This window comes from Micromonospora sp. CMU55-4 (genome assembly GCF_011602315.1).
GTDB classification, from domain to species: Bacteria; Actinomycetota; Actinomycetes; order Mycobacteriales; family Micromonosporaceae; genus Micromonospora; species Micromonospora chalcea.
In genome coordinates, this window is record NZ_JAAOLH010000002.1 from 328,097 (window position 1) to 351,317 (window position 23,221).

The 23,221-nt window shown below is 72.5% G+C and carries 20 protein-coding genes; 15 read left to right on the forward strand and 5 right to left on the reverse strand.

Annotated elements, in window-relative coordinates:
• The first annotated feature begins 20 nt into the window (after positions 1-20).
• Genes HA073_RS04770 through HA073_RS30305 form a run of 4 tightly spaced genes read left to right on the forward strand, consistent with a single transcriptional unit; the run spans position 21 to position 7,569 of the window.
• The gene (locus HA073_RS04770) at positions 21-1,526 is read left to right on the forward strand and encodes a SagB family peptide dehydrogenase (protein ID WP_166455769.1); all 1,506 of its coding nucleotides are present in this window, start codon (positions 21-23) and stop codon (positions 1,524-1,526) included.
• Positions 1,523-2,332, forward strand: a complete 810-nt coding sequence (locus HA073_RS04775) for an HlyD family efflux transporter periplasmic adaptor subunit (RefSeq protein WP_104115851.1) — start codon at positions 1,523-1,525, stop codon at positions 2,330-2,332. Before HA073_RS04770 ends, HA073_RS04775 begins: the two co-directional genes overlap by 4 nt.
• Entirely contained in the window at positions 2,329-4,512 is a 2,184-nt protein-coding gene (locus tag HA073_RS04780; RefSeq protein WP_051611255.1) for an NHLP family bacteriocin export ABC transporter peptidase/permease/ATPase subunit, read from the forward strand. Before HA073_RS04775 ends, HA073_RS04780 begins: the two co-directional genes overlap by 4 nt.
• Positions 4,513-4,536: 24 nt before the next feature.
• On the forward strand, positions 4,537-7,569 hold the full coding sequence (locus HA073_RS30305) for an ATP-binding cassette domain-containing protein (RefSeq protein WP_205796072.1): 3,033 nt from the start codon (positions 4,537-4,539) through the stop codon (positions 7,567-7,569).
• Between the two features lie 7 nt (positions 7,570-7,576).
• Here HA073_RS30305 and HA073_RS04790 read toward each other — a convergent pair whose 3' ends face one another.
• Complete coding sequence (locus HA073_RS04790; RefSeq protein WP_158629852.1) at positions 7,577-8,356, reverse strand: MerR family transcriptional regulator; 780 nt, start codon at positions 8,354-8,356, stop codon at positions 7,577-7,579.
• Between the two features lie 334 nt (positions 8,357-8,690).
• On the opposite strand from HA073_RS04790, the gene HA073_RS04795 reads away from it, so the two are divergent.
• The 6 genes from HA073_RS04795 (at position 8,691) to HA073_RS04820 (ending at position 15,464) form a co-directional block, all read left to right on the forward strand.
• Positions 8,691-9,053, forward strand: a complete 363-nt coding sequence (locus HA073_RS04795; RefSeq protein ID WP_124778775.1) for a hypothetical protein — start codon at positions 8,691-8,693, stop codon at positions 9,051-9,053.
• Positions 9,054-9,197: 144 nt separating this feature from the next.
• Positions 9,198-9,572, forward strand: a complete 375-nt coding sequence (locus HA073_RS04800; protein ID WP_043327003.1) for a hypothetical protein — start codon at positions 9,198-9,200, stop codon at positions 9,570-9,572.
• Between the two features lie 30 nt (positions 9,573-9,602).
• Positions 9,603-10,769 carry a YcaO-like family protein gene (locus HA073_RS04805; protein WP_166455770.1) on the forward strand — a complete coding sequence of 389 codons (1,167 nt, stop codon included), beginning with the start codon at positions 9,603-9,605 and terminating at the stop codon, positions 10,767-10,769.
• Positions 10,762-12,159, forward strand: a complete 1,398-nt coding sequence (locus HA073_RS04810) for a TfuA-like protein (protein WP_166455771.1) — start codon at positions 10,762-10,764, stop codon at positions 12,157-12,159. Before HA073_RS04805 ends, HA073_RS04810 begins: the two co-directional genes overlap by 8 nt.
• Before the next feature lie 10 nt (positions 12,160-12,169).
• Positions 12,170-14,302 carry a radical SAM protein gene (locus HA073_RS04815; RefSeq protein ID WP_166455772.1) on the forward strand — a complete coding sequence of 711 codons (2,133 nt, stop codon included), beginning with the start codon at positions 12,170-12,172 and terminating at the stop codon, positions 14,300-14,302.
• 94 nt (positions 14,303-14,396) lie between these two features.
• The gene (locus HA073_RS04820; RefSeq protein WP_166455773.1) at positions 14,397-15,464 is read left to right on the forward strand and encodes a DUF2855 family protein; all 1,068 of its coding nucleotides are present in this window, start codon (positions 14,397-14,399) and stop codon (positions 15,462-15,464) included.
• Positions 15,465-15,469: 5 nt separating this feature from the next.
• Here the strand turns inward: HA073_RS04820 and HA073_RS04825 are convergent, their stop codons facing one another.
• On the reverse strand, positions 15,470-16,738 hold the full coding sequence (locus tag HA073_RS04825; protein ID WP_166455774.1) for a GAF domain-containing protein: 1,269 nt from the start codon (positions 16,736-16,738) through the stop codon (positions 15,470-15,472).
• Between the two features lie 156 nt (positions 16,739-16,894).
• Here HA073_RS04825 and HA073_RS04830 point away from each other — a divergent pair, with 156 nt between their 5' ends.
• Together HA073_RS04830 and HA073_RS04835 are read left to right on the forward strand one after the other, a co-directional pair.
• Positions 16,895-18,280: a glycoside hydrolase family 6 protein gene (locus HA073_RS04830; protein ID WP_113972108.1), complete on the forward strand. Its 1,386-nt coding sequence runs from the start codon at positions 16,895-16,897 to the stop codon at positions 18,278-18,280.
• A gap of 194 nt (positions 18,281-18,474) precedes the next feature.
• Positions 18,475-18,672, forward strand: coding sequence for a hypothetical protein (locus tag HA073_RS04835; protein WP_104115843.1), 198 nt, complete (start codon positions 18,475-18,477; stop codon positions 18,670-18,672).
• Positions 18,673-18,681: 9 nt separating this feature from the next.
• On the opposite strand, the gene HA073_RS04840 is transcribed toward HA073_RS04835, so the two are convergent.
• A complete protein-coding gene (locus HA073_RS04840; RefSeq protein WP_166455775.1) occupies positions 18,682-19,335 on the reverse strand; it encodes an NADPH-dependent F420 reductase in 654 nt (217 codons plus the stop codon).
• Between the two features lie 28 nt (positions 19,336-19,363).
• A complete protein-coding gene (locus HA073_RS04845; protein ID WP_166455776.1) occupies positions 19,364-20,050 on the reverse strand; it encodes an SDR family NAD(P)-dependent oxidoreductase in 687 nt (228 codons plus the stop codon).
• Between the two features lie 111 nt (positions 20,051-20,161).
• Here HA073_RS04845 and HA073_RS04850 point away from each other — a divergent pair, with 111 nt between their 5' ends.
• Positions 20,162-20,782, forward strand: a complete 621-nt coding sequence (locus HA073_RS04850) for a TetR/AcrR family transcriptional regulator (RefSeq protein WP_166455777.1) — start codon at positions 20,162-20,164, stop codon at positions 20,780-20,782.
• A 14-nt stretch (positions 20,783-20,796) separates the two neighbouring features.
• Entirely contained in the window at positions 20,797-21,366 is a 570-nt protein-coding gene (locus HA073_RS04855; protein WP_166455778.1) for a nucleotidyltransferase family protein, read from the forward strand.
• A gap of 17 nt (positions 21,367-21,383) precedes the next feature.
• Here the strand turns inward: HA073_RS04855 and HA073_RS04860 are convergent, their stop codons facing one another.
• Positions 21,384-21,875, reverse strand: a complete 492-nt coding sequence (locus tag HA073_RS04860; protein WP_205796074.1) for a DinB family protein — start codon at positions 21,873-21,875, stop codon at positions 21,384-21,386.
• 701 nt (positions 21,876-22,576) lie between these two features.
• Here HA073_RS04860 and HA073_RS04865 point away from each other — a divergent pair.
• Complete coding sequence (locus HA073_RS04865; protein WP_043326983.1) at positions 22,577-22,873, forward strand: helix-turn-helix domain-containing protein; 297 nt, start codon at positions 22,577-22,579, stop codon at positions 22,871-22,873.
• Positions 22,874-23,221: the final 348 nt, after the last annotated feature.

Below are 23,221 nucleotides of genomic sequence, written 5' to 3' on the forward strand. Positions count from 1 at the left end.
CGCCGGTGAACGTGGAAGGGATGGTGGGGGATGACCACAGTGGCGGACCCGACCGGTCGGCGGCGGTCGTCGTGAACGGCGCCGGCGGCGGTCCTCCGGTCCAGGAGTCGTACCGGCTGCGCCGTGACGCGGAGCTGCGACTCGGTGAGGACGGCTCGCTGCTGCTGCGGCAGACCCGCTTCCGGCTCACCCTGGAGCGACCCGGCATGGGCCGGCGGGCGCTGCTGCTGCGCCTCGCCGCCGACTGGGTCGGCGACGTCGAGGTCGGCCGGCTGATCAGCGGCCTGGAGGGGGAGAGCCGGGTGCTGCCGGCGCAGTTGCTGCTGCGCCGGCTGCTCGCCCACTCCTGGCTGGAGCGCCGCGTCCAGGTCGACGACCGGGCGCTGCTCGACCTCGTGCCCACCGGGCTGGGCCGGGGCAGCCTGCCGGAGAGCCGCCCGCACACCCCGGGGGTCCGCTACCGGCTCTCCCGCTTCGCCACCCTCCAGCACGATCGGGGGATGCTGGTGGCCGCGTCGTCGCTGAGCACCCTCACCGTCGGTTGCGCCGACGCCGCCGTCGGCGCGGTGCTGGCCGCCGCCGTGCCGGGCCTCGGACCCGACACGGTGGCCCGCATGCTCGGCGTGCCGCCGGAGGCCGCCGGGCGGGTGCTCGACGAGCTGGCCACCGCCCGGATCCTGGTCACCGACGCCGAGTACGAGGCGGAGCACGACGACGCGCCGCTCGCCTACTGGTCGCCGGAGGAGCTGCGGCTGCACCACCGCTCCCGGGCCGGCCGGCACGCGCTGCCGGTGGGCGGCACCTACCGGATGCGGGAACGCTTCGCGCCGCAGCCGCTGCGCCGCCCGTACGACGGGGGCCGGGCGGTCGAGCTGCCGCTGCCCGACCTGGCGACGATCGCCAAGGCGGATCCCGCGTTCAGTCAGGTCGTCGCGGACCGGCGCAGCGTGCGCGAACACGACGACACGGCGCCGCTGCCCCTGGAACGGCTGGCCGAGTTCCTGTACCGGTCGCAGCACACCACAGTCGTCGGCGAGGCCGGTGGACAGGAGGTGGGCCACCGGCCCTACCCGGGCGGCGGCGGTGTCTACGAGCTGGAGATCTATCCGCTTGTCGCACGCTGCGCCGGGCTCGACCCCGGGCTCTACCACTACGACGGCGTCGGGCACCGGCTGGAGCCGGTCGCCGGCTGGGGCGCGGCCGCCGACCGGCTGCTGGCGTACGCCCGGGCGGCCGGCGCCATGCCCCGGCCGCCGCAGACGGTCCTGGTGGTCACCGCCCGGGTCCAGCGGCTGATGTGGAAGTACGAAGGGATGAGCTACGCCATGATTCTCAAGGACGCGGGTGTGCTGACCCAGCAGATGTACCTCGTCGCCACCGCCATGGGGCTGGCGCCGTGCGCCCTCGGCGCCGGGGACTCCCAGGCTTTCGCCGAGTTGTCCGGGCTCGATCCGCTCGTCGAACCGAGCGTGGCCGACTTCCTGCTCGGCTCCCGCCGTCCCGCCGACACGGGGGCCCGGCCGTGAAGTTCCGGCGGCAGGCGCTGCGTCAGCTGGAGGCGCCCGAGCAGCTCGACCGCGCGGTCCGGCTGACCACGGTGCCGAACTGGCTGGCCACCGTGGCGCTGGTCATCGTCGTGGTGGCCGCCGGGGTCTGGTCGGTGCGCACCGTGGTGCCCCGGACCGTCGAGGCCGCCGGGGTGCTGATCCACTCCAACGGGATCTCCGCCCTCGACGCGCTCGACAGCGGCCAGGTCACCAAGGTGTGGGCGTCGCCGCACCAGCGGGTCACGAAGGGCACGCCCCTCTACAGCCTGCGCACCATGGACGGCAAGGTGCGGGTGGAGAACGCGCCGGGTGACGCGTACGTCGTGGCCTGGCTGGTCTCGGAGGGCGAGATCGTCACCCCCGGCACGCACCTGGCCGACCTGGAACGGCTCGACGCCGCCGGGGACGCGTTGCAGGCCGTCGTCTACGCTCCCGCCGTCGCCGCGCCCCTGCTGCAACCGGGCGTACCCGTCGAGGTGGCCGCCGCGGCGGCGCCCCGCAACGTGTTCGGCACCCTGGCCGGCCGGGTGACCACCATCGGCGCCTTCCCGGAGACCGAGGCCTCGCTGCGCGCCTTCCTGGGCACCGGGCCGGACGTCCGGCGGCTGCTCGCCCGGGGCAGCGTGGTCCGGGTGACAGTCACCCTGGAGCCCGACCCGGCGGCCCCGGGTGGCCTGCGCTGGACCAAGTCCCCGCCGCCGTTCCAGCTCAACTCGGCCAGCGAGGTCACCGCCTGGTTCACCGTGGACCAGGAACACCCGATCGACTGGTTGCTGGGACGATGAGCGCGCCCCCGACCGCCGCCACCGGAACGCCGGAGCCTCCCCGCATCCGGCGTCGACGGGTCCGTACGCCCACCCTGATCCAGATGGAGGCGGTGGAGTGCGGCGCCGCCGCGCTCGGCATCCTGCTCGCCCACCACGGCCGGCACGTACCCCTGGAGGAGCTGCGCCGGGTGTGCGGGGTGAGCCGGGACGGCTCCACAGCGGCCACTGTGCTCCGGGGCGCCCGCCGGTACGGGATGGTGGCGAAGGGCTTCCAGATGGACCTGGCCGGCCTGGCCACGGTGGCGCTTCCGGCGGTGCTGTTCTGGCGGTTCGAGCACTTCGTGGTGCTGGAGGGGCTCGGCCGCAAGGTCTTCATAAACGATCCGGCCACCGGCCCCCGCGCGGTGAGCTGGGAGGAGTTCGACGGCGCCTTCACCGGCATCGCGCTCACCATGGAGCCCGGCCCGGAGTTCCGGCCGGGCGGCACCCGCTACCGGCTGGTGCGGGCGCTGGCCGAACGGTGGCGCGGCCCGGGCTCGGCGATCGCGCAGATGCTGCTGCTCGGCCTGCTGATCGCCGTGGTCGGCTTGACCATCCCGGTGATGGCGAAGGTCTTCGTCGACCGGGTGCTGCTCCAGGAGGACCGGGCCGCGTTCGCCGGCCTGGTGGCGGCGGTGGCGGTGGCCACCGTGCTGACCTTCCTGGCCGGCCTGCTCCAGCAACGCCTGACCGTACGCGCGGAGACGGCGCTCGCCCTGAGCAGCGCGGCCCGGTTCTTCCGACATCTGCTGCGGCTGCCGCCGGCCTTCTTCGACCAGCGGCAGGCCGCCGACCTCAGCCAGCGGGTCCGGGGCAACGAGGTGGTCGCCGAGGTGCTCACCCGCCGCGCGGCCACCACGGTGGTGGACACCGGCCTGGTGCTGGCGTACGGGGCGCTGCTCTGCCAGTACGACCTGCTGCTCGGACTCTGCGCGGCGGTCCTCGCCGGGCTGAACGTGAGCGTGCTGCGTTACGTCGCCTCGACCCGGTCGACAGCCGTCGCCGGGCTCCAGGCGGACCGCAGCAAGCTGGTGACCACCGTCTACACCACGGTCCAGATGATCGAGACGGTGAAGGCCGGCGGCGAGGAGGAACGCGCCGTGGCCCGGTTCGCGGCGCGCCACGCCACAGTCGCCACCCGCCAGCAGCGGCTGGGGGTGCCCACCGCTGTGCTCTCCGTCCTGCCCGCGTTCCTCGCCTCCGGGACCACCGCCGTGCTGCTGGGACTGGGCAGCCGGCAGGTGGTGGCGGAGGCGATGAGCGTCGGCGTGCTGGTCGGCATGCAGAGCCTGGCCGCCGCGATGAACCGGCCGTTGGGCAACCTGACCGCGCTGGGCTCGCGGCTGCAGGACATGAGCGCCGACCTCAACCGGCTGCGGGACGTGGAGCGGTACCCGCTGCCGTCGGCCGGGGACCGGCCCGCCGGGCCGTTGGCGCCGATGGAGGGGCACCTGCGCATCGAGGACGTCACCTTCGGCTACAACCCGCTGGGCCGGCCGCTGCTGGAGAACTTCAGCCTGGACCTGCCGCCGGGTGCCCGGGTGGCGCTCGTCGGGCGGTCGGGCAGCGGCAAGTCGACAGTGGGCCGGCTGGTGGCCGGGCTCTACCGCCCGTGGACCGGGCGGGTCACCGTGGACGGCCTCGAACGGCCGGGGACCGACGACGGCCTCTGGGCGGCCACGGTGGCCATGGTGGACCAGGACCAGCGGCTGTTCGAGGGCACGGTGCGCGACAACGTCACCATGTGGGACCTCACCGTCGCGGACGAGGACGTCGTCACCGCGCTGACCGACGCCTGCCTCTACGACGAGGTGGCGGCCCGGCCGGGCGGCCTGGCCAGCCCGGTACGGGAGAACGCCCGCAACTTCTCCGGCGGGCAGCGGCAGCGGCTCGAGATCGCCCGCGCGCTCGTCCGCAATCCCCGGGTTCTCGTGCTCGACGAGGCGACCAGCGCGCTGGACGCCGAGACCGAACGCCAGATCGACAGGCACCTGCGGCGGCGGGGGGCGACCTGCCTGATCGTGGCCCACCGCCTGTCCACGGTCCGCGACTGCGACCTGATCGTCGTGCTGGACGGCGGCCGGGAGGTGGAGCGCGGCACCCACGAGCAACTGGTCGCCCGCGACGGCGCGTACGCGCGCCTGGTCCGGGACCACTGACCACGACGACCCGAGGAGACGCTGATGAGCGGCGCGGTGGAGAATCCCTCGCCCGGCAATCTGATCGGCTTCTGCGCCGACGGCGTACGCCAGGTCTGCCGGCTCGACGACACGGTGGCGGGCTGGCTGGTGACCGGCGGCGAGGCCGACCTGTTCGCGGTGCGCCGGGCCGGGACGAACCCGTCGCGCCGGCACCACGTGGCCCGGCTGCCGGCGGGTGGCCTGGTGCCGACGTCCACCGCGATCGGTGTGTGGCAGCTGATCCTGGTGCCGCTGCCCGGCACGGACCTGCGCGGGCTGTCCCGGCCCCACCTGTCGCTGCTGGAGCGGCAGGTACGGCCCGGCCTCCCGGCGGACGAGGAGGTGTCGCCGCGGGCGCGGCGCGCCGCGGCGGAGCTGGTCGCGGCGGTGGACCTGGTGCTGGTGGCCGTCGCCGACGCGCTGCGCCGCGGGCAGGCGCCCCGGGAGGCGTCCACCCTGAGCGGGCGCGAGATCGTGTCGCTGGCGCAGGGGAGCGCCCTCGTCTCCACCGGCGGTGCCTGGTGGCTGCGCAGCGCCGGCGGGCAGTTGCGCCGCAACGACGGCGGTCCGGCGGAGATGTCGGGGGAGCGGGAGCTGTTGCTGGTCGCCGAGCGGGACTGGGTGGTGGCCGAGTCGCCGTGCGCGGTGGAGAGCCACGGCAGCTGGGACCTGCTGGTCAGCGGTCAGCTCCGGTCGGCGGTCGACCAGCACGTGGTGCGGCTGCTGCGGATGGTGGAGACCCGCGTCGAGGAGGCCGACGCGGCCCTGCTGAGCGGCGTGGAGCGGCGCCGGCAGATCGACGCCGAGGTGCTCGCCGCGGCGGCCCGCCGGTCGCTCGGGGTGATCGGCGCGGGCGGTGCGCTCCCGGTTCCGGACACCGAGGCCGGCTTCGACAGGTACGGGCGGGCGGCCTCGGTGGTCCGGGTGGTCACCGAGGGGATGGGCAGCCCGGTCAACGAGCCGGCCGACCGCAGCGGCGCGCCACTTGACGACCGGGTGGCGGTGCGTGCGGTGTCCCGGGCGTCCAGCCTGTTCCTGCGCGAGGTGCGGCTTCCGGACCGGTGGTGGCGGCGGGACCTGGGGCCGCTCGTGGGGTGGCGGACCGGCGACGACCCGTCCCGGGCCGTCGCGGTGCCGCTGGTGTTCCGCCGGGGCCGCTACCACCACGTCGACCCGGAGACCCGGGCGTACGGGCCGATCGACGCGACGGTCGCCGCGACGTTCGCCGCCGAGGCGACCCAGGTGCAGGCGCCGCTGCCGCAGGCCGCCCGGATGCGCCACCTGCTGCGGGCCGGGCTCGTCGGTGCGGCCCGCGACGTGCGCGGGCTGCTCATCTCCGCCGCCTGCGTGGCGCTGCTGGGCCTGGGCGTGCCGCTGGCCACCGGCGAGGTACTGGGCCAGTTGGCCCGGCAGGGCGAGGTGGACGGCCTGTTCGGTTTCCTCGCGCTGATGCTCAGCGCCGCTGTGGTCGCGGGACTGGTCGGCGTGGTGCAGAACCTGCGGTTGCTGCGGTTGGAGGGCCGGTTGCAGTCCGGCGCGCATCTGGCGCTCTGGGACCGGCTCATGCGGCTGCCCGCCCGGTTCTTCACCGGTCGCAGCAGTGGTGAGATCGCCAACTCGATGTTGGGGATCTCGTTCGTCGGCGAGGCGCTGAGCGCGCTGCTGCCGCAGCTCGTCTCCGCGGCCGCGACCGTCGCGGTGACCCTCGGCCTGCTCCTGGTGGTCGAGCCCGTGCTCGGGCTGTGGGGGGCGGGGATCGTCGCCGTCACCATGCTGGCCTTCGGCGCGTTCGCCGTCCTGATCGTCCGCCGGCAACGGATCGCGCTTCCGGCCGAGCACCGGGCGGCGGCGATGACCAACCAGTTGCTCGGGGGAATCGTCAAGATCAAGGTGGCGGCCGCCGAGGCCCGGGCGCACGCCCGCTGGTCGGAGGTGGCCGCGGTGGCCCGGGCGGCGCTGCAACGGGTCCGGCAGAGCCAGGCGGGCCTGGTCGCGTTCGCCACGGTGCTGCCGGTCGCCGGTCAACTGGTCCTGTTCGCCGTGCTGATGGGACCGCTCGCCGGCCGGGTCACGCCGGCCGACTTCTTCGTCCTCAACGTCAGCTTCGCGATGCTGCTCGGCGCGCTGCTCGTGCTGGTGTCGGCCGGGGTCGAAGTGATCGCGGCGGTGCCCCGCCTGGGCGGCCTGCGGGACATCCTGCGCGCCGACCCCGAGGCCCGGCCGGACCGGGTGGACCCGGGCGAGCTGCGCGGTGAGGTCGCACTGCACCGGGTCACCTTCGCCTACCAGCCGGACGAGCCGCCGGTGCTCGTCGACATCGACCTGCACGTGCGCCCGGGTGAGTTCGTCGCCATCGTCGGGCCGAGCGGCTGCGGGAAGTCCACACTGCTCCGGTTGCTGCTCGGTTTCGAACGCCAGCAGCAGGGCGCGGTGCTCTACGACGGCCAGGACCTCGCCGAACTCGACGTGCACGCGGTCCGCCGGCAGTGCGGGGTGGTCCTGCAGGACGGCCAGCTCTTCGCCGGCTCGGTGCGGGACAACATCTGCGGCGCCGGCAGCTTCCCGCTGGACCAGGTCTGGGAGGCGGCGCGGATGGCCGGCCTCGCGGACGACCTGGAGGCGCTGCCGATGGGGATGAGCACCATGGTGCCGTTCGGCGGCGGGACGCTCTCCGTCGGGCAGCGTCAGCGGGTGCTGATCGCCCGCGCGCTGGCTCCCCGGCCCCGGATCATCTTCCTCGACGAGGCGACGAGCGCGCTGGACAACCGGACCCAGGAGGTGGTCACCAGGAGCACCGCGGACCTGGCCGCGACCCGGCTGGTGATCGCCCACCGGCTGTCCACGGTCCGCGCGGCGGACACCATCGTGGTGCTCGAAGCGGGGCGGATCGTCCAGCGGGGCACCTACGACGAGTTGATGGACCAGCCCGACGGGCTGTTCCACCGGCTGGCGCGACGGCAACTCGTGGACCAGCCGGAACGGTCCGACGCCGTGGTGGAGAGCCGGCAGCCGGACGGGCAGCCCGCGACGGGCTGAGGCCCGGTCAGCCGTTGTCGATGACCGCGCCGTCCTCCACGCACACGTCCGTGCCGAGGTGGTTCTCCAGCAGTTCCGCGACGTGCGCCTCGGCCTGGTTCTCCACGGCCAGCCGGAACGCCTCGGTGAGCACGCCGACCACGCCCTGGGTCAACAGCAGGGTCTCCCGGTCGAGGTCGGCCCAGGACGATCGGTTGCCGCTGCGCACCAGCTCCGGCGCGAGGGCCAGCAGCCGGGCGGTGACGGCGGCGACCAGATCGTCGGCGACCGGCCGGAGGCTGTCCAGCACCTCGCTGAGGGTCTGCAACGCCGGCACCGTGCCCACCCGTACCCGATGCAGGTCCAGGGCGGCGCGCAGCGGACGTGGCCGGGAGGTGCGGACGGTGCCGTCGTCGGCCCGTCCGATCACGCCGTGCCGGGTCAGCGCATGGGCCAGCGCGGGACGGTCGGCGGCCAGGCGCTGCAGCATCGCGGTCAGCCCGTCCGGCGCCTCGTCACCGGCCCGGACCCCGAGCATGGCCTCGATCGAGACCAGGTTGAAGCCCTGCCGCTGCAGGGCGAGGATCGCGTCCAGCCGGCGGACGTGGGAGTCGTCGTAGAGCGCGGCCCGGCCGTGCCGAACCGGTGGGGGCAGCAGCCGCCGGGCCTGGTGGGCGCGGATGTTGCGCGGCGACATGCCGACCTTGCGGGCGAGTTCGTCCACGCTGTACCCGGCCGGGCCGCCGGGTGTCGTCGTCACCTCGTCGATGGTCACGGTGGCCTCCGGCAGCACTCGGTGACGGAACACGGCAGCCGCCGGACCGCTGTCACGGTGGGCGATCCGACGATCGCAGCGTAGGTGCGGGCGCCGCGCGGGTGACAGGCGAGGAATTACTACTTGTTCACACTGATGACAATCATTAGAATCGCCAATCCGCGTCACGCCGTTGATTTCCATTACCCGGCTTTCGCCGCGGCGCGGACCTGTCGCGGCCGCATTCGATGAAATTCCCACTCGTCGGGCGGGCCGGAACGGCCGGTGGCCCACGATGAATCGGAACCGGCGGCCCGGACCCTCCCGCGCTGCCTGTCGCCGCCCCCGGTGTCGTCGTGGGCGGCCGACCGTCGAAGGGAGCAGGGGTGTGACAAATGTCGATCGAGCGGTCTTCGTGGCCGCGTACAGCCGGCTGGTCGCCGACGTCTGGGCCGACCCGGCCAAGGAGCAGGCGCTCGACCGGGACCCGCGGGGGTTCCTCGCCGGCTACGGCCTTCACCTGCCCGAAGAGGTGCAGGTCCGGGTGGTCCGGGACGTCGCCGACGCCGATCCGGACCTCGAGGTGCAGGTCAAGTCGTGGGAGCTGGCGGAGTCCAGCGGCGCCTTCGTGCTCTTCGTGCCCTCGCTGCTGCCGGTGGCCGAGGCGGAGCTGGCCGAGGACGAGCTGGACAGCGTCGTCGCCGGCCTGGACTCCAGCTGCGCGTGCTGCTGCCCGTGCTGCTGCACCTGACACCGATGTCTGCCGCCCGCCGGTCGGCGCGGCAGATTCTGATGGCAGTCAGCGGAAATCCTTGATTGCCGAACCTCGATCTTCCTAGCGTTCTCGCCACAGCAATTAACCGCCCGGCCCGCAGCCCCAGGAAAGGACCGAACGATGAGCAACGACGAGCAGGAATACGGCGCGAGATTCGTGACCAAGTACTCGGAACTGGTCACCGCGGTGTGGCGCAGCGACGAGGAACTGCAGCGGCTCCTCGCCGACCCGACCGGCTACGCGACGGCGGCCGGCCTGCCGGTCGCCCCCGGCGCCACCGTCGAGGTCGACCGCGCCCAGCCCGCCACGCTCTACACCAAGGAGCAGATCGTCGCCGACTGGTCCGGTACGCCCGGCCGGCACGTGCTGCACGTGCCCGAGGTGCCGCTGGTCGACCTCAACGAGCTGACCGAGGCCGAACTGGAGACCGTCGCCGGTGGCGTGGCGCCGGCGGCCGACAACAACGTCAACATCATCGCCGTCCTCATCGTCTGAGTTCCCCTCCGCACCCCGCCGGGAGCCTCGATGACTGACACGACCGAGACCATCGCGTTCCGATCCGGCACCTACCGGACGGCCACTGTGGAGCAGACCTGGGCACGGGTCGGCGGCATGCTCGACCGGTTCCGGATCACCCGGGTCGCCGACATCACCCGGCTCGACGAGATCGGCCTACCGGTGCACGTCGCCTACCGGCCGGTCGGAGCCACCATGGCGGTGAGCGTCGGCACCGGCGCCACGGCGACGCAGTCCCGGGTCAGCGCGGTGATGGAGAGCATCGAGTCCTGGCATGCCGAGAACCTCCGGCCGGGGACCGCCGTCCGGTCCCCGGCCGAGGCGCTCGACCTGCCGTACGACGTCCGGTGGCTGCACCTGGCGGAGCGGTCGCCCCTGACCCCCGCCGTCGAACTCGACTGGGTGGCCGGCCGTGGGCTGGTGACCGGAGCGCCCTGCCTGGTGCCGCGCGCCACGATCGAACTCGACTTCACCGTCCGGCGGGGCTGGGACCGCGCCCTGTTCACCCCCAGCAGCAACGGGCTGGCCACCGGCAACACCTTCGCCGAGGCCAGCCTGCACGCCCTGCTGGAGGTCGTCGAGCGCGACTGCATCGCCCCTTACTGCACCTCGCCGCTCGCCGAGCGCACCTACACCGACCCGGGCACCGCCACGAACGCGATGACCCGCACCGTGCACGAGGCGCTGGTGCGGGCCGGCTGCTGGGTGGAGGTCTGCGACATCACGAACGCGGTCGGCGTGCCCTGCTACGCCGCCTCGATCTGGTCCCCCGACCTGCCGGTCACCTTCGGCGGCTTCGGCTGCCACGTGGATCCGGAGATCGCTGTCGGCCGGGCCATGTCGGAGGCGGCACAGTCGCGGCTGGTCATGGTCTCCGGGGCCCGGGACGACATCGACGCCACCGCGTACCACGACGTCGGCGCGCCGCCGGTGCCGCCACCCACCGTCGACCGGCCGGTCCGGGCGGTCCGCCGCGACCCCCCGCCCGCCGGGGACGTGACCCAGGTGCTGTGCGAGCTCGCGTCGCGGGTGCAGCGGATAACCGGCGTCGAGCCGTTCAGCGTCGACCTGACGCACGACGACATCGGCATCCCGGTGAGCAAGGTGTTCGCCCCCGGCCTGCGGATGTTCGACGAGCGGGCCCTGAGTACCCGACCAGGAGTGCCCCGTGACTGACGTCGTCTTCATCGGTCCGAGCCTGCCGGCCGACGAGGTCGGCCGGCTGCTGCCCGACGCGGTGGTGCTGCCGCCCGTCGCGCACGGCGACCTGCTCCGCCTGGACGTCGGCCCCGGCGACCGGGTTCTCGTCGTCGACGGGTTCTTCCTGCAACACCCGCCCGTACGCCACCGGGAGATCCTCGACCTGCTCGACCGCGGGGTGACAGTGGCCGGCGCGGCCAGCATGGGTGCGCTGCGCGCCGCCGAGCTGTGGCCGTTCGGCATGCGTGGCGTGGGCGAGGTGTTCCAGCTCTACCGCGACGGTGTCGTCACCGGCGACGACGAGGTGGCGGTGGTGCACGGGCCCGCCGAGGAGGGCCACCGCACGTTGAGCGAGCCGCTCGTGAACATCCGGGTCGAGCTGCGCCGCGCCGTCGCCGCCGGGGTGCTCGGCCAGGCCGAGGCCACGCTGTTGCTGGACGTCGCCCGGGACCTGCCGTTCCGGCGGCGGTCGTACCGCGCGCTGGAGCGCACCGCGCCACCCGGGGCCGCGGCCGTGGTGGACCGGTTCCTGACCTGGCGCCGGCACGACCCCTGGGACGCCAAGGGCGCCGATGCGCGGCTGCTGCTGTCGATGGCGGCGGCAGACGCGCCGGAGCTGTGCCCGGCGCACGCCGGCGACCAGCCGATCGACAACCTCCACACCCGCTTCCTCGACAGCTGGCGGTCGCGGTTCGCCGGGAAGCCGGTCGGTGGGCACTGGGTCAGCGACCGGGACGCCGCGGCGGTGCTGATGCTGCTGCACCCCGAGGCGCCGGCCTGGCACCGGCGTGGGGTGCTGGCCGGGCTGGCCGAGGTCGACATCGCCGACCCGGCGGTCGAGGAACGCGCCCACCAGGCGGCGTGCGAGCGCGGCCTGACCGGCACGGCGCCGGGTGGGTGGGACTGGCTCACCGACCGGGAACGGGGCATCGGCGACCGCGAGGCGGTGCTGCGGGTGCTGGTGCGGGCGTTCGGCACCACGCCGTACCGCAGCCTGGCGCTGTGGATGGTCGCGGCGCCGCTGCGTACCCCCGCGTTGCTCGCCGCGGCGCGGCAGGTCGCGGCGACCGCGGCGTCGCTGAACGAGACGCTCGTCCCGCGTACGACGGGACACCGCCGCCCGGGCGGCCGGCTCCACTTCCGCACCGAGGTGGTCGACGAGTGCTTCGCGCGGTTGTGGGGCTGCGACGCCGACGGGCTGGAGTCGGCGGCGTGGGACCGGGGCTTCGACGGCCTGGCGTCGTTCCGGTACGCCGCCGAGCCGCTCGTGGCGTACGTCAAGGCGTTCGGCGCCCCGCGACTGCCGGCGGTGGCGCAGGGCGCGCAGGAGGACATTCCGGCCGGTTGCACGGCCCGGGTCGGCTGAGGAGGCGTCGATGAGCGGAACGGTGAAGGCGGCACTGGTCTACCCCCCGCTGACCGACCCCACCTCGGGGTACCACTCCCTGAACTACCTCGACTCGTACGCCCGGGCACAGGGGCACCGGCCGGCGGAGATCATCGATGCCAATATCGAGGCGTTCCACCACTCGTACACGCCGTCTGCGTACGAGTGGCTGCGACGGGAGCTGTCCCGGTCCTCGACCGACGACCTCAGCGGCCCGGACGCGCTGATGGCCCGGGCGAACCACCTCGGCCTGCCCGACCCCGATCCGGAGCGGCTGCGCCGGTCGATCGGGGTGTTGCAGGATCCGAACCTGTTCTACGACTACCGGCACTACCAGGACGCGGTCGAAGGCGTGATCTCCTGGATGGACGCGCTCGGCGCGGTCGGGTTCCCCGGGCAGTTCCGCGCCGGCTTCCGGCTGCAGCCACCGCCGATGATCTCGATCGGCTCGGTGGCCGCGCTCACCGACGAGGCGCTGCTCGGCCGGCTCAACAAGCCCTTCCAGCCGTACTACGAGGACGTGCTGATCCCGCGGCTGGCCGCCGGTGGCCACCAGGTGATCGGGATCAGCGCCACCTATCAGTGGCAGCTTCCGTTCGCGCTCTGGATCGCCCGGCTCGTCCGCCGGGCCTGCCCGGGCGTCTTCCTCGTCGCGGGCGGCACGGAGATCTCCGACGTCTGGAAGTGCGCCAGCAGACCCGAGTACGTCTTCCAGGTGCTCGCCGACTTCGACGCGATCGTGGTCGGGGAGGGGGAGAGCGCGTACACGGAGATCCTGGACGCGGTGGCGGCCGGCACCCTGCCGGCCGGGCACCCCAACGTCCGCCTGCACCCCAAGTACGGCCGCCAGCGCCAGCTGCCCCTGCGCTACGAGCGTCTGGCGCAGGTGCCGGTCCCGGACTTCTCCGGTCTGCCCTGGGACCTCTACCTCAGCCCGGAACGGTTCGTCTACTACTCGCCGACCCGCGGCTGCTACTGGAACAAGTGCACGTTCTGCGACTACGGCCTGAACACCGACGGCCCGACGAGCCCGTGGCGGCAGGACACGGTCGGCAAGATGATCACGGACGTCACCGAGCTGTCGAAGTTCGCCAAGTTCATCTACTTCTCCGTGGACGTGCTCGCTCCCGCGACCATCCTGCGCTTCGCCGAGCAGGTCGTGGAGCGCGGGCTCGACTTCCGCTGGGGCGCCGAGATCCGGCTGGAGAAGTACTGGTCGGACGAGCGCTGCGAGCTGCTGCGGCGCAGCGGATGCGTGGCCGTGTCGGTCGGTTTCGAGTCCGGCAACCAGCGCATCCTCGACCTGATCGACAAGGGCACCAGACCGGAGCAGGTACGGCGCACCATGACCGCGATGACGAAGGCCAACATCGGCGTGCAGATGATGGGCTTCACCGGCTTTCCCACCGAGACCCGCGAGGAGGCGCTGGACAGCATCGCGTTCCTGCGCGACAACCCCGACCTGTGGACCCTCGGCGGGCTCGGCGACTTCATGCTGACCCCGGGCGCCATCGTCGCCAAGGAGCCGGACCGGTTCGGCATCACGAACGTGCGGCCGGTGGAGGGTTCGGACATCGTCCGGATGCTCCGGTACGACGAGCCGGTGACCGAGGCGGCGCAGGCCGAGGTCGCCCGGGCCAAGGCCGACCTCAACCCGGGACACTTCCACCGTCCCTGGCTGGGCAGCACCGACACCCCGCACACGTTCTTCTACCACGACCGGTACGGCACCGCGGTACGTGGTGTGCTCGCCCACGACCGGGTGCGGCACGACACCGACGACCGGACCGAGTTCCTCGCCAACGGCGCGTTCGTGGACCGCGACGACGAGCAGGTCTGGGACGCGTACCGGCGGATCCGGTCCGACGAGCAGGAGGGCGTCCCCGGCGACCTGCCGGCGAACCGGCACCTGTTCCGCCGCACCGACGGCCAGGTGTTCGCGCTCAACCGCAGCAGCCGTCTGTTCCTGGACCTGTTCAGCACGCCGCTCACGCTCGCCGAGGCGCAGCGTCGGCTCTGGATCGTCGAACCGGCGGTCGCCGACCGGGTCTGGCGCACGTTCATCGGGCAGCGGCTGATCCGCCGGCACCAGCTCCCGGCCCCGGCCCGGCCGACGCGGTGACCCGAGCGTCGGTCGGGCCGGCGCACCCCGCCGAGTGGGATTTTGCACTCCCAGTGCACTTGTTTCCGGTTTCGCTGCTGCCTAGCGTCAGGCCATGGCTGACTCGTGGACGTTCGCTGTGGCCCGTGACGACCTCGCCCGCACCACGCTCGCCGACGGCGCGGCGCCCGCCCTCGCCGACGGGGAGGCGCTGCTGCGCGTGGACCGGGTCGGCCTGACCGCCAACAACGTGACGTACGCGGTGCTCGGCGAGGCGATGCGCTACTGGGAGTTCTTCCCGCCCGAGCCGCGCGGGCTCGACCGGCGGTGGGGACTGCCGCCGCTGTGGGGCTTCGCTGAGGTGGTTGCATCCACAGTGTCAGGAGTTGAGCCGGGCGTGCGGGTCTACGGCTACCTGCCGCCCGCCGGCCACCTCGTGGTACGCCCGGAGCGGGTGGACGGGACCGGCTTCCGGGACGCCAGCCCGCACCGGGTCGGGCTGCCCTCGCCGTACAACTCCTACCGGTCGACCACCGGCGACCCCGCGTACCGGGCGGAGCAGGAGGACCTGCTGATCCTGTTCCGGCCGCTGTTCTTCACCTCGTTCATGCTCGCCGACCAGGTCGTCGACAACGACTGGTACGGCGCGGAATCGCTTGTGCTGTCGTCGGCGTCGAGCAAGACGGCGTACGCCGCCGCGTTCGAGCTGCACGGCCGCGGCCATCGCCTGATCGGTCTCACCTCACCCGGCAACCTCGCCTTCACCAGGTCGCTCGGCTGCTACGACGATGTCCTCGCGTACGACGACATCGCGGCGCTCGACGTCGTGCCGACGGTCTACCTCGACCTGTCCGGCGCTCCCGCGCACCGGGCCGCCCTGCGGGCCCACCTCGGCGACCGGCTCGTCCGGGACATCGCCGTCGGCCTGACCCGGCAGACGCCGAACGCCGACGCCGCCGAGGAGGTCTTCTTCGCGCCGGTCCAGATGCGCAAGCGCAGCCGGGACTGGGGCCGCGACGGCCTCGACGCCCGGTTCGCCGACGCCTGGCAGCGGTTCTCGCAGGTGGTGAGCGGATGGCTCGACGTGCGGGCCGGCGCCGGTCCGGAGGCGCTGCGGGACGCCTGGCTCGACGTCCTCGCCGGCCGTACGCCGCCCCGGGTGGGCCACGTCGTGCAGCTCTGAGAGCGTCAGCGGTCGAGGTAGGCGGACAGGCCGCCGAGCTCCTCGTTGGCGATGAAGACCGAACGGACGTTGATGACGGCTTCCTCGACGTGCGCCGGGCAGCCCCACGCCGAGTCGCCCCACGAGTCGGCGACCTTGATCTCGGCGGGCGCGGCGCAGCCGTCGCTGCCGCCGAGCTGACACCGCTCGGGGCGGGGAGTGGCGGCCTGCGCGGCGGCGGCGGCGCGCAGCCGGGCGGTGAGTTCCGCCGCCGCGGCGGCGCGCTGTTCCGCCTCGGCCCGTAGCTCCCGCTCCGCCCGCACCACCCGGGCCAGCTCGTCGTGGGCGGCTCGCGCGCGGGCGTCCGCTTCGGACTTCGCCTGTTCGATGTGGTGACGTTCGATGGCCAGGGCGGCGGTGCCGGTGAAGACCCGGGCGAGGGCCAGATCGGTGTCCCGCGGGACGCGCGGGGTGCGGTGGTACATGGCGAACGTGCCGAGCAGGCTGCCGTCGCGGGCCAGGATCGGCGTGGACCAGCAGGCGGCGAGTCCGGCCCGCTCGGCCAGATCGCGGAAGTCGGCCCAGAACGGGTCGGTGGCGATGTCGGTGACGACGACCGGCTCCCGCCGGTGCGCGGCGGTGCCGCACGATCCGACGCCCTCACCGGTGGCGATCCCGTCGATGGCCTCGTTGTAGAAGTCGGGCAGGCTGGGCGCGGCGCCGTGGCGCAGGTGCCGGCCGTCGGCGTCGGCGAGCAGGACGGAGACGAGCACCTCCTGCGGCGCGAGGTTCTCGATGCAGCGGGCCATCCCGTCGAGCACCTCGGTCAGGGGCGCCTGCCGGGCGATCTGCTCCAGCATGGCGCGGTGCTCGGCCATCAGCCGTTGCGCGTGCTTGACCTGCGTGGTCTCCACTCCGATCACGCGGATCCCGGTCACCGTGCCGGCGGCGTCACGGCGCGCCTCGTAGGTGAAGTCGAAGAACGCCTCCCGCGCTTGCGAGCCGGTGCCCAGCATGATCCGGGCGTCGTGACCGGTGTAGGACTCGCCCGTCCGGTAGACCTCGTCCAGCAGGGCGATGAAGCCCTGGCCGTCCAGTTCCGGCATCAACTCGGCGAGCGGAACTCCGGTACGTGCGCGTTCCTCACCGATGGCGGCGAAGAATGCCGGGTTCGCCGCCTCCACCACGTGCGTCGGCCCGGCGAGCGCCGCGAAGACGGCGATGGACTTGCCGAACAGCGTCCGCAGGTCCTCGTCCGCCGGCCTGGGCAGGTCCTGGCCTGATAGCGCCGTCATGCCTGGTCTTCCTCCCACGCCCGCTTCGTCGACCGTCGCAAGATTACGGGTCAGTGACCGACGTTCACATCTTGGCATCGACGTCCGCCTCCGTTACCGTCGTGGGAACGCTCCCACGAACTTAGATACGTCGATGTGATCAGGAGGAAACACGTCGTGGCTATCCTCTCCGCCCGCCGCAGGTCAGCGGCCATCAGCGTGGCGGCCGTAGCGGGTCTCGCCGCCGCCGGCGTCGGCCTCGCCGTCGGCGGCGCGTCCGCCGGCACCGTGTCCGGATCGCTCTACCGCGACCCGTCCTCGGCAGTCGTCCGCTGGGTCGCCGCCAACCCGGGCGACTCCCGCGCCGCCGTCATCCGCGACAAGATCGCCAGCCAGCCGCAGGCCCGCTGGTACGCCAACTTCAACCCGTCGACCATCCAGTCCGAGGTCTCCAGCTTCATCGGCGCCGCCAACGCGGCGCAGCAGATCCCGGTGCTGTCGGTGTACGAGATCACCAACCGCGACTGCGGCGGCGCCAGCGCCGGTGGCGCGCCGGACCTCAACCAGTACCAGACCTGGGTGTCCAACTTCGCCCGCGGGCTCGGCAACCAGACGGTCCTGATCATCCTGGAGACCGACTCGCTGGCCCTGCAGACCTGCCTGAGCGCCAGCGAGCTGAACGCCCGCAACCAGGCGCTCACCACGGCGACCCAGACCATCAAGTCGGGCAACCCCAACGCCAAGGTGTACCTCGACGGCGGCCACTCCACCTGGAACAGCGCGAACGACACGGCCAACCGGCTCCGTGCGGCCGGCGTGCAGTACGCCGACGGCTTCTTCACCAACGTGTCGAACTTCAACCCCACGTCCAGCGAGGCGAACTTCGGCCGGGCCGTCATCTCCGCCCTCAACGGCATGGGCATCTCCGGCAAGCGGCAGGTCATCGACACCAGCCGCAACGGCGGAGCGGCCGGGGACTGGTGCGCCGACGACAACACCGACCGGCGCATCGGGCAGTACCCCACGACGAACACCGGCGACGCCAACATCGATGCGTACCTCTGGGTGAAGCCGCCGGGTGAGGCGGACGGCTGCCGCTACACGGCCGGTTCGTTCCAGCCGGACCTGGCCTTCAGCCTGGCCAACGGCGCGCCCAACCCGCCCACCACCGCGCCGCCGACGACCAACCCGCCGACCACTGCTCCGCCCACCACCGCGCCGCCGACGACCGCCCCGCCGACCACGGCGCCCCCGACCACGCCGCCGCCGGCCGGTAACGGCTGCTCCGCCTCGGTCGCGATCAACCAGTGGAACGGCGGCTTCACCGCGAGCGTGAACGTCACCGCCGGCTCGGCGAGCATCAACGGCTGGACCGTGACCGTCGCGCTGCCCGGCGGCGCGGCGATCACCGGCACCTGGAACGCCCAGGCCAGCGGCACCAGCGGCACTGTCCGGTTCACGAACGTCGGCTACAACGGCCAGGTCGGCGCCGGTCAGACGACCAACTTCGGCTTCCAGGGCACCGGCACCGGTCAGGGCGCGACGGCCACCTGCGCCGCCTGACCCGCACGACACCTGCGGGCCCGGCACGGAGGAACACTCCTCCGCGCCGGGCCCGTCCCCGTGCTCCTGGTCGACGCGGCTCGCCCAGGCGGCCGGCGAGGGTTAGGCTGTCGATGCGGGGTATCGACGGCTGATCGCCGACCCCCTGCCCTTCCCACGGTTTCCCAGCCGCGACGACTGAGTCGAGTGCTGCCGTGCAGATTCCCTTGGAGCACGACGTGCCCGACAAGACGTTCGCCCTGAACCCCTTCAGCATCGAGGGGGGCAAGGCCACCGACGAGGAGCGCAGTCCGGCCGCGGACATCAGCGCCGCCTCCATGACCCGCCTGCGCAGCCCGTTCGCCGCGGAGGAGCCCGCCCGCGAGCGGGCCGGTGAGCGCACGCGGCGCTGACGCCGAGAGTCACGGCTGCGCGAGTCGCCGCGCTCTCCTCAGGTTGAGGGCCAGCTCCTCGCGGTTCTGGTGCGCGTGCCGGATCCACGCGGGCTGACCCGGGCCGGTGCGCCACGATTCGCTCAGCGGGCTGTTGTCCACGGTGTCGAAACCGAACTGGTCGTACAGCCGCGTCACCAGAGCAACCGCCTCCGGGAAGTTGCTGGAGACGGAGAGCGCCAGCCGGTCAGGGGCGCCCGCGGGCCGGGCGGAGGTGAGCAGGCGGGGCGCCTGGATGTGGGTGAACGCCTTGGCGACCTTCGACGCGGGAAGCTGTTCCTGGCGTAGCTCGTGGACCGTCTTCTCGCCCGAGTCGAGGACCGGGATGTGCCCGTCACGCCAGACCATGTAGTTGTTCGTGTCCAGGACGATCTTGCCCGCGAGTTCCTCGGCCGGCATGTCGTTGACGACCTTCAGAGGTACGGCGACGACGGCGAAGTCGCCCGCCGCCGCGGCCTCCCTGGCGTACGCCGCCCGCGCCGACGGACCCAGCGCGGTGACGAGGCCCGCCAATGTCTCGGGCCCGCGCGAGTTGGCGATGACGACCGAGTACCCGGCCGCGATCGCCGCCCGTGCGATCTGGCTGCCGACCTCGCCCGCGCCGATGATGCCGATGGTTGTCATGGGTTCCCCTCCCGGCTGTCGGTCGCGGCTACCAGTTCAGGTGCCCGAACTCGTCCTGGAGCGTCCCGGTCGGGCCGTCCGTGGGCAGCGTCGCCAGGCGTACGACGATCCGGGCGCTCTCGGCCGGTGACCTGCCACCGCCGAGCGCGGCGGTCATGTCGGTGGCGGTGAAGCCCGGCTCGACCGCGTTGAACTTGATGCCCGGCTGGGACCGGGCGTACTTGACGGTGATCATGGTGGCGGCCGCCTTGGACGCCGAGTAGAGCGGGAACCCCAGATCGAACTCCGGCCGGTCGGGGTTGTTCGTCGCCCAGAAGGAGCCCGCGCTGCTCGACACCGTGACCACCGTGGGGTTGGCGGATCTGCGCAGCAGGGGCAGTGCCGCCTCGGTGACCCGGATGATCCCGACCACGTTGGTGTCGAACACGCGCAGCGCGGTGGGTCCGTCGAGGGTGCCGTTCTCGGCGATGCCCGCGTTGTTGACCAGGACGTCGAGCCGGCCGTGGGCCGCGTCGATGGTCGACAGGGCCTCGGTCACCGAGGCGTCGTCGGTCACGTCCAGGTGCAGGAACCGTGCGCCGAGCGTCGCTGCCGCCTCCTCGCCCTTGCGCTTGTCGCGCGCCCCGACGTAGACGATGTGCCCCAGGTCCAGAAGCTGCCCGGCGGTCGCGAAACCGATGCCCTTGTTCGCGCCGGTGATCAACGTGACGGTCATGCGTCTCCCTCGGTCTTTTGTACTGATCGGTTGTGACGTCACCGTAGCAAGGTTCTGTACCGATCGGTTGGTGCGCTGCGTCACTTCTGTACCGAGCGGTAGAGTAGGTGCATGGGCACTTCGACACAGGGACGGCCGCGAGCCTTCGACGAGCAGACGGTCCTCGACCGGGCCGCCGAGGTCTTCTGGCGGCACGGTTACGAAGGCGCGTCGCTCAGCTCCCTCACCAGCGCCATGGGCATCAACCGGCCGAGCCTGTACGCCACCTTCGGCAGCAAGGAGGAGCTGTTCCGGCGTGCCTTCGCCCGCTACCACGAGACCAACCTGGCCAACGCCCGCGCCGCACTAGAACAACCCACCGCGTACGCCGCCGTGGAGAGCTTCCTGCGCGCCAGCGCCGACGCGCTCACCGCCGACGACCACCCCGCCGGCTGCCTCTCCATCCAAGGAGGGCTCTCCTGTTCCCCGGAGAACACCCGCATCTCCGAGATGCTGGCCGCCGGCCGGGCCGCCACCGAGACCGCCCTGGAGGAGCGGCTCTCCCGCGCGGCGAAGGAAGGCGACCTCCCGGAAGGCGTCGACAGCCGGGCACTCGCCCGGTTCGTGATGGCGCTCAGCGAGGGCCACGCCGTGCACGCCGCAGCCGGCGCGAGCCGCGAAGACCTCCAGGCCTCGGTCGACGTCGCGCTGCGGGTGCTCAACCTCGTACCCGGCCCGGCGACCCCCACCTGATCTCAGGAGAACCGATGCGGGAGGACGAACTGCGGGACCTGGTGCGGCGCAGCCCCTGGCTGATCCGGGCGCTGGGCGTCGTTCGGGACTGCGGCCTCCCGGACGCCTGGATCGGCGCGGGCGTCATCCGCGACCTCGTCTGGGGCGAGCGGTACGGCCACGGATTCGACCCCTCGTCCGTGCGCGACGTCGACGTGGTCTTCCTCGACCCGGCGGACCTGAGCCGCGACAACGACGACCGGGCCACCCGGCGACTGGTGGCGGGATGGTCGGATCCGCCGTGGGAGGCGAAGAACCAGGCCGCCGTGCACACCTGGTATCCCGCCAAGTTCGGCGGCGGTCCGGTGACACCGCTGCGCACCGTCGCCGACGCGGTCGCCACCTGGCCCGAGTACGCCACCGCCGTGGCCGTACGCCTCGACACGTACGACGAGATCGCGGTGTGTGCGCCGCACGGCCTCGACGACCTGCTCGACGGCGTGTGGCGACGCAACCCGACCAGGGTCAGCCCGGAGGTCTCCCGGCAACGACTGGCCCGTCACCGCCCCGCCGAACGCTGGCCCGGCGTCCGCGTCGTTACCTGAGCCGGTGCTCGCCCGGCTCAGCGCGGGCCCAGCCCGGTTCGCCCGTCGACGAGTTCGCGCACGACATCCAGGTGGCCGGCATGTCGGGCGGTCTCCTCGATGACGTGCAGAACGATCCGCCGCAGGTCCGTCGTCTGCGACGCCAGCGGCTCCTCCGGGTGCCGGCCGACTGGTTCCGCCGTCAACGGCGCCGCGGCGATGATCGCGTCGGAGATCCGGCACTGGTCGCGATAGAAGTCGAAGACCTGGTCCGGCGATCGAGACGTGCGCAGCGGTGTGTTCTCGTCCGGCCAGGGCAGTGGCTCCACCGAACCGCGAAAGACCTCCTGGAACCAGTGGCGCTCCGCGTGACCGAGGTGCTCCACCAAGCCGAGCGGCGACCATCCGGAGGGCAGGACGGACGTCCGCAGCGCGGTCGGGTCCAGATCAGCCAGGATGGCTCGGACGCTGGCTCGCTGATATCCGAGGAAGTCGCACAGCGCGGCCTTCTCTGCATCGATCTTCGTCACGCCGGCAGGCTAGCGACCGACGCCGACACTTTCGGGGCGTCATGGTCTTCGATGAGGTGTGCGGTGGGGCTCAGCTGTCGGCGCGGCCCCGCACGTGCCTGCTGGGGTTCGCCGCTGACCCTGACGGCGGTCGACCAGAAAATCTGGGTCGGAACGACTAGACATCCTCGGCGGCGTGGAATAATCTTCTTCGAGTCGAGAGAGAAGATCCGTCACGACGCAGACGGGGCCGCCCGGCCGTGAGGTCACGACGGACGGTGAAAAGCGGAATTCGTTCCGCGTAGAACGGCAGTAGGAGCACGTCAGCCCCAACGTGTGACGCACGATGGGGCACGCAGGTGGGGCCAAGGCTTGCTCAGGGCTCCAGCTGATGTTCGCCGCACGTGTCGGGGCCATGAAGTCGCGTGGGCTCCCGGCGCCGGCGGACCGTACGACCGCAAGGGTGAGAAGTAGCAGAGGAAAGGGAGGGCCGTACACCGTTGGATCGCCCGCCAGCAGCCGTCATTCCAGGCTCGGCGGACACCGCAGTTTCCATCGAACGAGAGGTGGTCTCCGGTCACGCATATGCGATCCTCGCACCCGAAGCCTTCGATGGCTGGTGCGGATACGACAAGCCGACTTTCCTGTCGGTAGATGGTGTTCTGACCCGTTAACCCTGGGCCCCGGCGCTTATGCGCCGGGGCCCTCGATGTGGAGGTGACATGGGGCGAAACCCCGATGACATGTTCGGCGACGAGAACACTCCGGCCTACACCATCGGTCAGGCCGCAGAGATGCTCGGCACCACGCAGGACTTCCTGCGCCGCCTGGACGAGGCGAAACTGATCAACCCGCACCGCTCGGCCGGCGGGCACCGCCGCTACTCCCGCTACCAGTTGCGCCTGGCCGCCCGGGCCCGCGAGATGGTGGATCAGGGCACCGCACTGGAAGCCGCCTGTCGGATCATCATCCTGGAAGACCAGCTCGAGGAAGCCCTGCGGCAGAACGAGAAGCAGTAGCGCGGGCCACGGCGGCAGACTGGCCGGCCCGCTTCCCGGCTCGGTCCTGGTAGCACGTACTCCTGCTTGCGCGCCTCTTCGTATCCCGGCCATCGGCCGGGATGTTGCTGTTCGTAACCGGCGGTCGAGGCGGCTGTCGGCCGCCGGTGGCCGAGCACGGCGTGGATCCGGGCGCGCCTCCGCAGGGAAGCAAGCTCAGTGACTCCGGTCCTGCGAGGCTGATCCTGGCCGACGGCGCCTGCATCTCCGGCATGGCTTCCCTCAGCACCAACCAGCGCGGAGGACTCAACGGCTGGGGCGGCACGTTCCGTCCAGACGAGATCACGGCAGACCTTCGCAGCGCAGACC